14 protein-coding genes and 1 tRNA gene are annotated in these 13,331 nt (G+C 61.4%); 8 read left to right on the top strand and 7 right to left on the bottom strand.

The window, feature by feature from the left end:
- Positions 1-17 precede the first annotated feature (17 nt).
- The 3 genes from CUTER_RS08695 to CUTER_RS08685 are packed head-to-tail and all read left to right on the top strand — an operon-like array spanning position 18 to position 2,188.
- On the top strand, positions 18-785 hold the full coding sequence (locus tag CUTER_RS08695) for an MBL fold metallo-hydrolase (RefSeq protein WP_047260090.1): 768 nt from the start codon (positions 18-20) through the stop codon (positions 783-785).
- Positions 786-814: 29 nt separating this feature from the next.
- The gene (gene rph, locus CUTER_RS08690) at positions 815-1,558 is read left to right on the top strand and encodes a ribonuclease PH (RefSeq protein ID WP_047260089.1); all 744 of its coding nucleotides are present in this window, start codon (positions 815-817) and stop codon (positions 1,556-1,558) included.
- A 3-nt stretch (positions 1,559-1,561) separates the two neighbouring features.
- A complete protein-coding gene (locus CUTER_RS08685) occupies positions 1,562-2,188 on the top strand; it encodes a non-canonical purine NTP pyrophosphatase (RefSeq protein WP_047260088.1) in 627 nt (208 codons plus the stop codon).
- Positions 2,189-2,193: 5 nt separating this feature from the next.
- On the opposite strand, the gene CUTER_RS08680 is transcribed toward CUTER_RS08685, so the two are convergent.
- Both CUTER_RS08680 and CUTER_RS08675 read right to left on the bottom strand, forming a co-directional pair.
- On the bottom strand, positions 2,194-2,583 hold the full coding sequence (locus CUTER_RS08680) for a DUF3817 domain-containing protein (RefSeq protein WP_047260087.1): 390 nt from the start codon (positions 2,581-2,583) through the stop codon (positions 2,194-2,196).
- A complete protein-coding gene (locus tag CUTER_RS08675) occupies positions 2,576-3,028 on the bottom strand; it encodes a hypothetical protein (RefSeq protein WP_144412300.1) in 453 nt (150 codons plus the stop codon). The genes CUTER_RS08680 and CUTER_RS08675 overlap by 8 nt, the downstream gene beginning before the upstream one ends.
- Before the next feature lie 79 nt (positions 3,029-3,107).
- On the opposite strand from CUTER_RS08675, the gene CUTER_RS08670 reads away from it, so the two are divergent.
- The 3 genes from CUTER_RS08670 to CUTER_RS08655 all read left to right on the top strand — a co-directional run bounded on the left by CUTER_RS08670 (position 3,108) and on the right by CUTER_RS08655 (position 5,668).
- Positions 3,108-3,189, top strand: a tRNA-Leu gene (locus CUTER_RS08670).
- Between the two features lie 147 nt (positions 3,190-3,336).
- Positions 3,337-4,401 (top strand): tyrosine-type recombinase/integrase, encoded by a 1,065-nt coding sequence (locus tag CUTER_RS08665; protein WP_082121334.1) that lies wholly within the window; start codon positions 3,337-3,339, stop codon positions 4,399-4,401.
- Between the two features lie 41 nt (positions 4,402-4,442).
- Positions 4,443-5,668 (top strand): IS3 family transposase gene (locus CUTER_RS08655; RefSeq protein ID WP_144412218.1). Its coding sequence is split into 2 segments (ribosomal slippage): positions 4,443-4,710 and positions 4,710-5,668, totalling 1,227 coding nucleotides; the frame shifts between segments, so codons are not numbered across the junction.
- A 1,958-nt stretch (positions 5,669-7,626) separates the two neighbouring features.
- Here CUTER_RS08655 and CUTER_RS08650 read toward each other — a convergent pair.
- The 3 genes from CUTER_RS08650 to CUTER_RS08635 all read right to left on the bottom strand — a co-directional run bounded on the left by CUTER_RS08650 (position 7,627) and on the right by CUTER_RS08635 (position 10,500).
- Positions 7,627-8,852, bottom strand: a protein-coding gene (locus CUTER_RS08650) for an IS3 family transposase (protein ID WP_144412218.1) whose coding sequence is annotated in 2 segments (ribosomal slippage) — positions 7,627-8,585 and positions 8,585-8,852 — 1,227 coding nt in all. Because the reading frame shifts where the segments join, the coding sequence is not laid out codon by codon here.
- Positions 8,853-8,893: 41 nt separating this feature from the next.
- Positions 8,894-9,805 (bottom strand): AAA family ATPase, encoded by a 912-nt coding sequence (locus CUTER_RS12065; RefSeq protein ID WP_407919179.1) that lies wholly within the window; start codon positions 9,803-9,805, stop codon positions 8,894-8,896.
- A gap of 41 nt (positions 9,806-9,846) precedes the next feature.
- Positions 9,847-10,500 carry an HNH endonuclease domain-containing protein gene (locus CUTER_RS08635; RefSeq protein WP_144412298.1) on the bottom strand — a complete coding sequence of 218 codons (654 nt, stop codon included), beginning with the start codon at positions 10,498-10,500 and terminating at the stop codon, positions 9,847-9,849.
- 983 nt (positions 10,501-11,483) lie between these two features.
- Here CUTER_RS08635 and acpS point away from each other — a divergent pair.
- The gene (acpS, locus tag CUTER_RS08630) at positions 11,484-11,891 is read left to right on the top strand and encodes a holo-ACP synthase AcpS (protein ID WP_047260083.1); all 408 of its coding nucleotides are present in this window, start codon (positions 11,484-11,486) and stop codon (positions 11,889-11,891) included.
- Here acpS and bcp read toward each other — a convergent pair.
- Complete coding sequence (gene bcp / locus CUTER_RS08625; RefSeq protein ID WP_047260082.1) at positions 11,888-12,361, bottom strand: thioredoxin-dependent thiol peroxidase; 474 nt, start codon at positions 12,359-12,361, stop codon at positions 11,888-11,890. The two genes, acpS and bcp, sit on opposite strands and share 4 nt — an antisense overlap.
- A gap of 87 nt (positions 12,362-12,448) precedes the next feature.
- Here bcp and CUTER_RS08620 point away from each other — a divergent pair, with 87 nt between their 5' ends.
- Positions 12,449-12,733 (top strand): DUF3618 domain-containing protein, encoded by a 285-nt coding sequence (locus tag CUTER_RS08620; RefSeq protein ID WP_047260733.1) that lies wholly within the window; start codon positions 12,449-12,451, stop codon positions 12,731-12,733.
- 20 nt (positions 12,734-12,753) lie between these two features.
- Here CUTER_RS08620 and CUTER_RS08615 read toward each other — a convergent pair whose 3' ends face one another.
- Positions 12,754-13,311 carry an isochorismatase family protein gene (locus CUTER_RS08615; RefSeq protein ID WP_047260081.1) on the bottom strand — a complete coding sequence of 186 codons (558 nt, stop codon included), beginning with the start codon at positions 13,309-13,311 and terminating at the stop codon, positions 12,754-12,756.
- Positions 13,312-13,331: the final 20 nt, after the last annotated feature.

Raw genomic sequence — 13,331 nt, 5'->3', positions numbered from 1 at the left:
CGTGGCAGAGTAACACCATGCAGTTGACCATTCTCGGTTGTTCGGGGTCACTGGCCGCCCCCGGTAACCCCGCGTCCGGATACCTGCTCAGCAACGATGGACAGCCGTCAATCGTCATGGACCTAGGGCCCGGCAGCCTCGCCGCGCTCCAACAGGTTCAGAATCCGTCCGACGCGCACGTCGTGTTCTCGCACCTGCACCCGGACCACTGCCTCGATTTCCCCTCGCTCATCGTGTGGCGGCGCTACCATCCGACACTCGCGGCTACGCGCAAGCACCACCTCATCGGCCCGGCGCACACCGTGACCCAGCTGGGCCGGCTCAGCGCCGACGTGCCAGACGAGGTTGACGATCACGCGGACACCTTCGATTTCCGCGCGTGGGACCCCAACGAGACCTACGCGGTCGGGGGGATGAAGCTACGCGCCTTCGCTGCGGTGCATCCGGTGGAGGCCTACTCCATCCGGGTCGAGGACCCCGCCACTGGGGCATCCCTGTGCTACTCGGGTGACACCGCGCTATCGGACAGCCTCGTCGACGCGGCACGCGGGGTCGGTACCCTGTTGTGCGAGGCGGGGTGGGGGCCGTCGAGCGAGTACAAGCCCCTCCTCATGCACCTGTCCGGCGCGGAGGCGGGCAGGGTTGCCCGCGAAGCGGAGGTGGGCAGGCTGGTGCTCACCCACCTGCCGCCGTGGGTTGATCCGGAGGCCACCGCGGCTGCAGCGCGCGAGGAATTCGACGGCGAGATTATCCTCGCCGCGCCGGGCATGCGCCTGGAGATCTAGCCACCTCGGCGTCGTCTACGCTAGGGGTCATGACTGACTTCACCCGCACCGACGGCCGTGCCCTAGACGAGATGCGCCCGGTGCGTATCACCCGCGGTTTCACCAGCAACCCGGCGGGCAGCGTCCTCGTTGAGTTCGGCAACACCCGCGTGATGTGCACCGCCTCCGTGGAACACGGGGTTCCCCGCTTCAAGAAGGACTCCGGCGAAGGCTGGCTGACCGCGGAGTACTCCATGCTGCCGGCAGCGACTCACGAGCGTATGCCGCGCGAGTCGATGCGCGGCAAGGTCAAGGGCCGGACGCACGAGATCTCGCGGCTCATCGGCCGCTCGCTGCGCGCGGCGGTGGATCTCTCCCAGCTCGGGGAGAACACCATCAACATTGACTGCGATGTCCTCCAGGCCGACGGCGGCACCCGCACGGCCTCCATCACCGGCGCCTACGTGGCGCTGGCCGACGCGATCTCCGTGCTCAAGGACCGTGGGGTGGTACCGGGCAACCCGTTGCGTGAGCCGGTGGCGGCCGTTAGCGTCGGCGTCGTCGGTGGCCATGTCTGCCTCGACCTTCCCTACGAAGAAGACTCCCGGGCGGAGGTTGACCTCAACGTCGTCATGACGGCGGAAGGCAAGTTCGTGGAAGTTCAAGGCACGGGAGAGCACGGCGAATTTGATCGGGCGCAACTGTTGGCCATGCTCGACGCGGCAGAGGTTGGTATCCGGCAGTTGCACGACGCCCAGCGCCAGGCCCTTGCCCGCGACATCCAGGAGCGCTAACCCATGAAGCTGCTGGTCGCCTCCAACAATTCGAAGAAGCTCGCCGAACTTCAGCGGATTCTCGCCGCAGCGGGGGTCGCCGGCGTCGAACTGGTCGCGCTGAACGACGCCCCCCGCTACGAGGAACCGGTGGAAGACGGGGCCACCTTCGCGGAGAACGCGCTCATCAAAGCCCGGGCCGGTGCCGCGGCGACCGGTTGGCCGTGCGTGGCGGATGATTCCGGTCTGAGCGTTGACGCCCTCGGCGGAATGCCCGGGGTGCTCTCCGCTCGATGGAGTGGCACACATGGCGATGACGCCGCCAACAACGCCCTTGTGCTTGCGCAACTGGCGGACGTGCCGGAGCACCGCCGCGGCGCCGCCTTCGTGTCCGCCTGCGCGCTCGTCACCCCGACGGGGGAGGAGACCGTGTCGGAGGGGCGTTGGCCCGGGCGGCTGCTGCACTCGCCGGTCGGAGAGAACGGCTTCGGCTACGACCCCCTATTCGTCCCAGCCGAAGAGGACGCCCCCGGCGCAGCGGGACGCTCCAGCGCACAGCTGAGTAGAGAAGAAAAAGACGCCCTCTCCCACCGGGGTCGGGCGTTAGCGGGGCTTGTCACCACAATTGCGCAGATGGCGGCCGAGTCCTAACCCGGCTAGCTTGAGGCGATCGGCACGTCGGGTTCGTCGAGCTGGAAGCGCTCGGTGATCTCCCGACGGCGGACGCGTTCCACATAGAAGCTGAGGAACGGGACGACGCCGCCAAGGATGGTGACAATCCACCACGTCGGGGCGAAGCGGGACTTCGTTCCCAGCATGAAGGTGGCGATGACGAAGGCCATGTAGCACCAGCCGTGCAGGATGGCGATCATCGTCGCCCACGCCGGCATCTCGACGTGGAAGATGTACTCCGCGATCATCCGGGCGGTGAGCACTAGCAACGCGATGCCGGTGACCCACGCGGTAATGGAAAAGAACTTCAGGGCGCTGCGGACGCGGCGCTTGCGCTCCGGGTGAACCCGCGGGCGATTAGTCTGCTCAGTCATCAATGTCCTTGGGGTAGTCGGTTTGCCCGCGACGACGCGGGTTGAGCCTGTTGAATTCTTCGACGTTAAGGTGCGGGCGAGCGGGCAGGAAATCGTCGTCGATTCGGGTGGGCTGTTCTTCGAACTCGCGCAGGTCCGCCTGGTAGAGATAGTCCGGGTCGTCGGCGTCCGCCTGGGCGCGCCGGGCATCGTTCTCGTACTTCACTCCCATGCGATAGGCGTAGACGAAGAACGCGCCGAACAGCGGCCATTGGAGGGCGTACCCGAGGTTCTGGAAGGTTCCGCTGCCAGAACGGAAGCGAGTCCACTGCCACCACGCCAGGCTCAAGGTGACGGCGACGATGACGACGAGCAACACGATGTGCCAGGCCCTCACCCGGACGGTGGACACCTTTTTCGAGGCAGGGTCGGGTTGATCGTCGGTGGTTTTCTCCTGCTCACTCACACCCTTGATGATAACGGCTATGGAGCGAAAGTTGGATTTCGTGAACGCCGTGAGGGCATACTACGATGTGTCCTGACTCGCGCCCGTGGCGGAATTGGCAGACGCGCTGGATTTAGGTTCCAGTGTCTTCGGACGTGGGGGTTCAAGTCCCCCCGGGCGCACGAATAACCGCAGGTCAGGCCATGTTTTGGCCGTTTACGTGGTGTAGTTAGGTTGGAAGACCGCCTAGGGCGACAACCAACCACACTGACACTACCAGCTCCGACAGGCCCCCGCCCGTCCTGTCGTGGCATGAGAATGGCACGAGAATGGCACGCCAATCATGGGGCAACACCAGGCAACTACCCAGTGGCAGGTGGCAGGCCCGCTACACCGGCCCCGACGGTAAGACACATAAAGGGCCACACACGTTCCCCGATAAGCTCACTGCTACCGGCTGGCTAGCAGAAACCAGACGAAACATAGACCTAGGCGTGTGGGTACCCTACCGGGCGAACACCACGCCCCCTACGGTAGGAGAGCTAGGCAGCCAGTGGCTAGCCGACGTAGCCAGGCGGCTACGGGACAGCACCCACCGGGCATACCAGGACATCATCACAGCACGGGTACTACAGCACCCGCTGATATGCGACACCCGGGTAGACCGGCTCACACACCAGCAGGTAGCCGCGTGGTGGTCTGACATCACCAGCACCTACCCGGATACCATGCACAGGAACAAAAGGGCCTACAGCAAACTACGGGCTATCATGTGGACGGCAGTAGACCAGGGCTACATCGCCCATAACCCGGTACAGCTCCAGAACGTAGGGCGCGGCTATCAGCCAGCAGTAAAGCAGCTACCCGACACAGCAGACCTACAGGCTATCTTCAACCACATGCCCCACCGGTACCGGCTGGTAGCAGCACTCACACTGTTTCACGGGCTACGGCTAGGGGAAGCACTAGCCCTCACAGTGGAGGACGTGCTAGACGAAAACGGCACCATCGCAGTCTCGGTGCGGGGCACACTGGCACGCATAGCCACCCCGGGGGAACGAACCAGAATGGTTCTACACCCGCCTAAAACGGCGGCTGGCTACCGAAAAGTACCCGTCCTCAATGAGTTCGCCCCTGTTATCCGTGAGCACCTAGCCGCCTACCGGCCTACCAGCTGGCTAACCACCACCACCAGTGGTAACCCAGTGTTCGATACTAGCTACAGGTCCGTCTTCAACCGGGCTAAGGCCAGGGCGGGTATTACGAAACCACTCACTCCCCACTATGGCAGGGTATACATCATCACCCGCCTAGCGGAAGCAGGCGCTACCCCTAAGGAAATCGGGGCCATACTAGGCCAATCCGACGTATCTACTGGGGTTACCCTCGAGTAGTGGACACCTGATAAGGATGGGCCACAGGCCTGTCAGGAAGGATGTCTGTCACTATGGCAACGAGGAAGACCTACACCCCGGAATACCGGCGCGAAGCCGCCCGATTGGTTCTTGATACCGGCCGCCCGATCTCGGTGGTAGCCAAGGAACTCAACATCAACGCCTCCCTGTTGAGCCGGTGGGTGAAGAAAGAACGCCAGCCCAGCGACCCAGCCACACACCAGGCTGAGGTACTCGACGCCGACGAACGCGCAGAACTGCTACGCCTGCGTAAACAGGTCGCCGAGCTCAAGCTTGATAACGAGTTTTTGGGAAAAGCAGCAGCCTTCTTCGCGTCGAAGCAACAAAAGTAGAACGCTTCCAGCTGATGGCGCAGGAGAAGGCCAACTACAGCATCTGCCGCATGGCCAGGCTTTTGCAGGTCTCCCGCTCGGGCTACTACAAGTGGGCGAGCCAGCAAAGGCTCAAAGCTGCCGGTGATGACCCTCGTGACATGCAGCGCGCCGCGCTTGATGCCAGCGTGCTGAGGTCCTGGACCCAGTCCCACCAGACCTACGGAGCACCGCGGATCACCGCTGATCTACGTGGCATGGGCCTGGTGGTGGATAAGAAAACGGTAGCCAAGTCGATGCGCAGGCTGGGCATTGAAGGCATCTCACCGCGATCGTGGACTCCGGCTCGGCGAGTACCCGGTGTAGCACGGCACCAGATCCCAGATCGGGTGGAACGAGTCTTTGACACCGGGGAACTGAATAAGGTGTGGATCTCCGATATCACGTATCTGCGTACCGGGGAGGGTTGGCTGTATCTGTGTGCGGTCCGTGATGGGTGTTCTCGCCGGGTGCTAGGGTGGGCGATGGACGCGCACCAGAGCACTGACCTGGTGGAACGGGCCCTTCGGATGGCGCACACCTTGCGTGGCGAGGTGGCTGAGGGTGTGGTGTTTCACGCTGATCGTGGCACGCAGTTCACCAGTGATCAGCTGTACCGTGTGTGCCAGGAACTCGGGATCGCTCAGTCGGTGGGACGTACTGGGGTGTGTTTTGATAACGCGATGGCTGAATCGTTTTGGGCGACGCTAAAAACGGAGTTCTACCAGCGGCGACGGTGGCGTACCCGGGATCAAGCTCGTCGTGCGGTGGCGGGTTGGATCGAGGGGTTTTACAACCGGCAACGGCGTCATTCGTCGTTGGGTGGTCTCCCACCTGTCAGTTTCGAAAATAATTACCACTTGGAGAAGGAGTCGGCCTCAGGCCGCGCTGCTTAATCGAACTGTCCACGATTTGCGGGCAACCCCATCTACCATTGTGAATACCTACATGAGGGCACGGGAACAACGGCCCCGGGAGCTCATGGACAGGATAACCCTAGGGGGCTAGCGCTAGGTCACAGACCTAGCCGTGCCAGGTGGAAACCTGACAGTAGCCGGGCATCAAGCCCGGCGTACAACCACTAGCACCCCTAGACCAGGCAAGGCCCGGCGCGCCGGGCTTACTCTCCCACCTAGCCGTGCTAGGCCTAGGGGCTAGCACTAGCACTAGCCGGGCCCATCATGGCAACCACGGCCCGGCATAGGCATACATCAGTAGCCGGGCATCAAGCCCGGCGTACAACCAGTAGCCCGGCCATACAGGCCGGGCGTACACCTAGTAGCCCGTGCCAGGTGTAGACCTGGCACTAGCTGACCTTACCGGTCAGCCTATAGGTTATACTACCGTTCCAGCCCCCTAAGGGGCTGTCACCAGTAGCCCGCCATTAAGGCGGGCATACATACTATCACCCCGTGCTAGGCCTACAGCCTAGCTCTAGCCCGTGCCAGGCCTATCAGCCTGTCACTACCCCTACGGGGCGCTAGTACCCTCCAGGTACTACCACCCCTCATACATCCTAGGTAGCCCGTGCCAGGCGTAAACCTGGCACTAGCCCGTGCTAGGCCACGTACCAGCCTCATGGCTGGCACTACCGTAACCCGCCTACGGCGGGATTACTAGGGCCTAGCGCTAGCCGCCCTCAAGGCGGCCCTACATACAGTAGCCGGGCCTTAGAGCCCGGCCTACAGGTAGTAGTTAGTAGCCGCCCATAGGGGCGGCCCTACGTATAGTAGCCGGCCCTTAAGGCCGGCCCTACGGTTACTGTTTTAGGGCAGGCCCTTAAAGGCCTGCCTCCTAAGGTACCTAAGTAGTAGCCGGCCCTTAAGGCCGGCCCTACAACATACCGTAGTAGCCCGGCCATACAGGCCGGGCGTACACCTAGTAGCCGGGCCTTAGAGCCCGGCCTAGGCCTATATACCAGTCGCATACAGCTACCCAGTACCGTGCTGACATTACATGCCAGCCCCGTGCCAGACCTAGCGGCCTGTCACCACCCGTGCCAGCATAAATGCTGTCACCAACCGTGCCAGAACCAGGACTAGACCTAGCGGCCTAGCCCTGCTCCTACCACCCACCGCGCCGGGCCATAAAGGCCCACCGCGCGGGGTAGCTATATGCTCCATAGCATAAGACAGCCCCGGCCTAGAGCTACTAGAGCTACTAGCCGCCCATAGGGGCGGCCCTAGCCGGGGCGTACATCAGTGCCAGCCCTAAGGGACTGACACAGTCCAGTAGCCGGCCAATAAGGCCGGCCTACCTACAGTAGCGGGCCATTAAGGCCCGCATACAGTCCACTAGCCGCCCATAGGGGCGGCCCTACGGTAGTAGCCCGCCATTAAGGCGGGCCTACAGGTAGGTGTTCAACAGCACCGTAGGTGCTATTTTCACCCCTCCAATGTAGCCGTAGCCAGGCGAGAGATGCTGGCAGGTACCAGCAGCTCGTGTGTGAATGGCATACTGTAGTGACCTGGCCTATGGCCAGGGCACAGGAAGTATGACACGAACACCGCCTAGCGTAGGCGGATAGAGAAACAACAAATAGGGGGATACCTAAGGGGGTTCAACGTACAACGTGCAACCTTCTGACCAGCAGAAACACAACCAGCTGAACACGGTGGGAAACCACCAGTGAACAACCAGCAGCCTTCTGACCAGGGGAAACACAAAATAGCTGAACAGGTCAGCTGCTCAAGCTGTACAACCAGTCCGCGCTAGGCCTACAGCCTAGCTCTAGTCCATACCAGCCCTAGGGGGCTGGCACAGGCACTAACCGTGCTAGGTCACAGACCTACCACTAACTCACATACCCATCACCAGCCCACGTGGGGTTGCCCGCAAATCGTGGACAGTTCGATTAAGCAGCGCGGCCTGAGGCCGACTCCTTCTCCAAGTGGTAATTATTTTCGAAACTGACAGGTGGGAGACCACCCAACGACGAATGACGCCGTTGCCGGTTGTAAAACCCCTCGATCCAACCCGCCACCGCACGACGAGCTTGATCCCGGGTACGCCACCGTCGCCGCTGGTAGAACTCCGTTTTTAGCGTCGCCCAAAACGATTCAGCCATCGCGTTATCAAAACACACTCCAGTACGTCCCACCGACTGAGCGATCCCGAGTTCCTGGCACACACGGTACAGCTGATCACTGGTGAACTGGGTGCCACGATCAGCGTGAAACACCACACCCTCAGCCACCTCGCCACGCAAGGTGTGCGCCATCCGAAGGGCCCGTTCCACCAGGTCAGTGCTCTGGTGCGCGTCCATCGCCCACCCTAGCACCCGGCGAGAACACCCATCACGGACCGCACACAGATACAGCCAACCCTCCCCGGTACGCAGATACGTGATATCGGAGATCCACACCTTATTCAGTTCCCCGGTGTCAAAGACTCGTTCCACCCGATCTGGGATCTGGTGCCGTGCTACACCGGGTACTCGCCGAGCCGGAGTCCATGATCGCGGTGAGATGCCTTCAATGCCCAGCCTGCGCATCGACTTGGCTACCGTTTTCTTATCCACCACCAGGCCCATGCCACGTAGATCAGCGGTGATCCGCGGTGCTCCGTAGGTCTGGTGGGACTGGGTCCAGGACCTCAGCACGCTGGCATCAAGCGCGGCGCGCTGCATGTCACGAGGGTCATCACCGGCAGCTTTGAGCCTTTGCTGGCTCGCCCACTTGTAGTAGCCCGAGCGGGAGACCTGCAAAAGCCTGGCCATGCGGCAGATGCTGTAGTTGGCCTTCTCCTGCGCCATCAGCTGGAAGCGTTCTACTTTTGTTGCTTCGACGCGAAGAAGGCTGCTGCTTTTCCCAAAAACTCGTTATCAAGCTTGAGCTCGGCGACCTGTTTACGCAGGCGTAGCAGTTCTGCGCGTTCGTCGGCGTCGAGTACCTCAGCCTGGTGTGTGGCTGGGTCGCTGGGCTGGCGTTCTTTCTTCACCCACCGGCTCAACAGGGAGGCGTTGATGTTGAGTTCCTTGGCTACCACCGAGATCGGGCGGCCGGTATCAAGAACCAATCGGGCGGCTTCGCGCCGGTATTCCGGGGTGTAGGTCTTCCTCGTTGCCATAGTGACAGACATCCTTCCTGACAGGCCTGTGGCCCATCCTTATCAGGTGTCCACTACTCGAGGGTAACCCCACACGTGAGAGTACTGTTCTCGGACTGTTCCATACGCCGTAACTTCTGCCGTACCGCACCCTCGGAATACGGGGCCCCCTTAGTACCCACCACCCCTTCTGCCTTAAGGCGGTCAGCGACATACCTGGCGACAGCAGACTTATTCCCACCAGGGGCCATGACAGCCAGCCGGGCCATAGCACCCAGCGCCGGATCATCCACCCGGCGCGCCGGGCTAGCCGACACCCCACCAGTAGACAACTCAAAACCGGCCAGAGACAGTTCTAGCGGGTCTAGGCTGGCAAAATTACCACCATCACGGGTAACCCGGATACCATCACGGGTACGCTTACAGTCAAGGAAGAACCGGCCCATACCCCGGTACTGCTCACTACCCATACTCCTACCCGACTTATTGAAATGATGAATCAACACCACGGGAACACCAGCCATAACCAGGGGTTGGAAAAGTCGCTTAATCACTGTAGCCGACGTGTCACTATTCTGCCCCTCATCAGTCACATACCCACTGGTGTTATCCACCACAACCAGGCCTAGGTGACCATACACGGCCTTAAGCTCCCACACGTAGTGCAATTCCTGGCCAGGCAGCATAGGAACAATCTGAACACGATCAACGTCACCACCCAGCTCAGTGACACGCTCCCCATACTCGGCAACTAGATTAGCCTCGGTACCCACTATAAGGACATCCCGGCTACTATCCGGCCTAGAACACTCCACACCCAGAAACGACCTACCAGTAGAAAAACTAGCCACCAGATTAGCGGCCAACAACGACTTACCCTGTTTCGCTTTACCCTGTATCATGGTGAAAGAATCACACACCAGGCCAGGGTACAGCCACTGCTCAAAACCACCCCGCTGCTCCCGATGCTGCTTAATCGACCCCACCGGAAGACTCAACAGGTAATCGAGATCATCATCCACGTACACTAGGCAGCCCCCAGAGTGCCGTCATTGTCCGTACCGGCATCAAGGGGGCCGGTATTATCATCCTCAATAGGCCGGGAAACACTTTTCACCTTCAAGGCAGTCCACTTACTCAACTGCTTACCATCCTGGCTGAACCAGGCAGTCAACACAGGAACAATAGGGTTACCCATATCATCCACAGGCCCGTCCCAGCGCTTAACCCCCCTTAACCCCTCGGGGGCGGTAATAACCGCAACCACGGCACGCTTACCACTTTTCCAGCCGTTAAACTCAGCCGACGTAGGAACCACATTATTGATCGAATGAGTAGACCGGCTAGCAGACAACGGCTTTACATGATCCAGGTGCAAAAAACCAGGCGCGCTAGGATCATCCAACTGTAACGGCCTACCCGTATAGAAACACTCCAGCGGGCTAACACCATACTTTACCGCTAGGTTCTTCTCCCACTCCTCAGCAGTAAACGGGTACACCCGCTTACCCTTCTCGCGTGCCCTACGCGCCCCATCATACAGCCGGTTCTGAATCTTCTTCTCCCGCCTGGCCTTATTACGGCAATCCCTACACACATGACGGCGATACCCCTTCTCTTTATTTAATAAACTGAAACACTCCAGTTCCTTAACCGTTTTACATTCTTTACATTCCCGCATGAAAACACTCCTCTCAAGATAGATGAATCCAACTGGCTATGGGAGACTAAAATAACCGCCCCGGCGTACACTATTTAGTTCTCACACAACCAGTAGCCCGTGCTAGGCCTAGGGCCTAGCTCTAATCCGTGCCAGGCGTAGACCTGGCGCTAGCGCACTCTAGGGGGGTGGCCAGCCGGCCCGATTAGGTACTACTACAACCAGCTGGTACACTAGACGCAGGTGGTCTCTGCCTACCGTGGTACGGTAGCCTAGCTACGTTACCACAGCAGTGGGAGTGCAACAAAATCAGCCCCCTACCAGGGGCTACACTTCTAGACCTGTACTAAACCGGGCACCCGCTATCACGCGCGGTCAGGGAGGTACGGGGCGGGGTAACCCCCCTGGCTACCAGCCCACCACATGCCCGGTTACGCGCTACCGTAGAGCGCTGTAAGCCCCTGTAACGCCCGGGGCGTACCAGGACATCAACAGGGGCTAAAAAACGGCTTAAACGGGCCTGTAGCGTACTATAGGTCTACTTTTGTGTAGACCTCCACTAGTTCCCCACTAGCCAGCTGCTCAAGCAGCACAGCAAACCAGCCACGCTCTCCCAGCAGGGAGTCCACCCGGGGCGGGCGGGGTACCCCGGGCACCCGGGTAACCACCACCAGGCCCCCGGTAGGGGACGCCCACACCTCGACGCCCGGCGCGCCGGGCGTGTCCTCGCACGCACACTCCCAGCAGCCCGCCTCACACGTACACCGGTACGCCCTAAGGGCGGGGGAAGAAAACTCAACAACACTCACGGAAACAACCTCCTCGGTAAGCCGTGCTAGGCCTAGGGCCTAGCACTAGCCGTCACCAGGCCTACGGCACCGGTTCTGGCATGTATATGGCACGGCGTGGTGTACACTCCCCGGTAAGCAGTCCGACACAACCTAAAACACCAGGTAAATCATGGGAGTTCACTCACACGGGGTTCAAGTCCCCCCGGGCGCACGATGAGCATTGGGATCGATGCGGTGAACATCCCCGCCTTCGCGGAGCAACTCCGCGCACCCGGCACCACCTTCTCCGAGGTTTTTAGCGCGCGGGAGCTAAGGCTGGCGCGCAGCCGCCCGGACTATGCTGCCCATCTGGCCGGCCGCTGGGCCGCTAAGGAAGCCTTCATTAAGGCCTGGTCGCAGCGGATGTATGGCACGGCGCCGGTGATGGGCCGCGACGACGTCCACTTCTGCGAGATCGAGGTCGTCGCCGACCCGTGGGGTCGGGTGGCCATCGAGCTCAGCGGCGACGTTGCCGAGGCCGTGAGCGGCTGCCTCGGGCCGGTGGAGACGGCGCTGAGCATTTCCCACGACGGCGATTACGCGGTGGCGGTCTGCCAGCTGCTGGCCGCCGGCCGAGGTTAAAGATCGAGTTCCTTGAGAATCCGCGCGACGTGGCCGGTGGCCTTGACGTTGTACTTGGCGAGCCCGATGGTGCCATCGGCCTCGACGAGGAACGTCGAACGGATAACTCCCTGAACCACCTTGCCGTAGTTCTTCTTCTCACCGAAGGCGCCGTAGGCCGTCATCACCGATTTATCCTCATCGGAGAGCAGCGGGAAGTTCAGCTCTTGGCTACTGCGGAAGGCTGCCAGCTTCGCCACCGGGTCGGGGGAAATACCGAGGACGTCGATGCCGGCGTCGTTGAGCAGCGCGAGGCTGTCGCGGAAGTCGCACGCTTCCTTCGTACATCCGGGGGTGTTGGCTCGGGGATAGAAGTAGACGAGGACGCGGCGGCCGGCGTAGTCGGTGAGGCTAACGTCGTCGCCAGAATCGGCGGGCAGCGTGAAGGCCGGAGCCGGGTCGCCGACTACGAGGCGGGAGGGATCAGTCATAGCGCCATGCTACCGTGACGCGACAGCGTCCTAGAGGCTAAGATCGAGGGGAAGAAAAATAGTGACCGTCTTTAGGGAGAAATGATCGTGGCTCGTAGCATCGATGACATCCAGCGGGACATTGAGCGGACCCGCAACCAGCTCGCTTCCACTCTTGACGAGCTGACCGACCGCTCCAAGCCCGCCAACCTGGCGGCTGACGCCAAGCGTGGCGCCACCGATAAGCTCAAGGACCCGACGGTGCAGAAGGTGCTTGCCGGCGTGGGCGTCGTCGTAGTGGGTGCCATTGTTCTCAGCATCACTGCCGCTCGCAAGAAGAAGAAGGACCTGGGCGAGATTCGCCGCCTGCTGGCTGAGCGAATCGACCTTTAGCGACGGCGGCCGCGGCCAACCTAGGGCTGGACCTGCGCCCCGGCTGCGGCTAGCTCCTTCAGCGCCTGTGCGCCCCGCTCCTCAGAGACCGGGGCGCACAAGTGCGTCAGGACAGTGACGGCAAAGCCCTCCCGGAGCCCGTCGGCGGCGGTGGCGCGCACGCAATGATCGGTGGCGATACCGCACACCACCAGGTCCGTTACTCCGCGCTCGCGCAGCCAGGCGGCGAGGCTGACGCTGTTGCTTGAGCCTTCGAATCCGGAGTACGCGGCGGAGTACTCACCCTTGGTGAACACCGCATCGGGGCGCAGATCCGCCAGGGCGTCGTGGAGGGCCGCCCCGTCGGAACCGGCGACGCAGTGCACCGGCCACGTATCGACGTAGTCGGGCTCGGGGGAGAAGTGTTCTCCGGGGTCGATGTGCCAGTCCTTGGTCACGACGACGTGCTCGTAGCGTTCTCGGTGGGCGGCGAGGTGGTCGGAAATCAACGATGCCACGGCCCCGCCTCGCTCGGTGGCGAGGGAGCCGTGGCAGAAATCGTTTTGAACATCGACGACGATCAGCGTGGGGCGAGTCATACCCCCAGCTTATCGCGGTC

It is taken from the genome of Corynebacterium uterequi, assembly GCF_001021065.1.
Classification (GTDB): domain Bacteria; phylum Actinomycetota; class Actinomycetes; order Mycobacteriales; family Mycobacteriaceae; genus Corynebacterium; species Corynebacterium uterequi.
The sequence above is the reverse complement of the archived record's forward strand: the minus strand, read 5'-3'. Positions and strand labels throughout refer to the sequence as shown.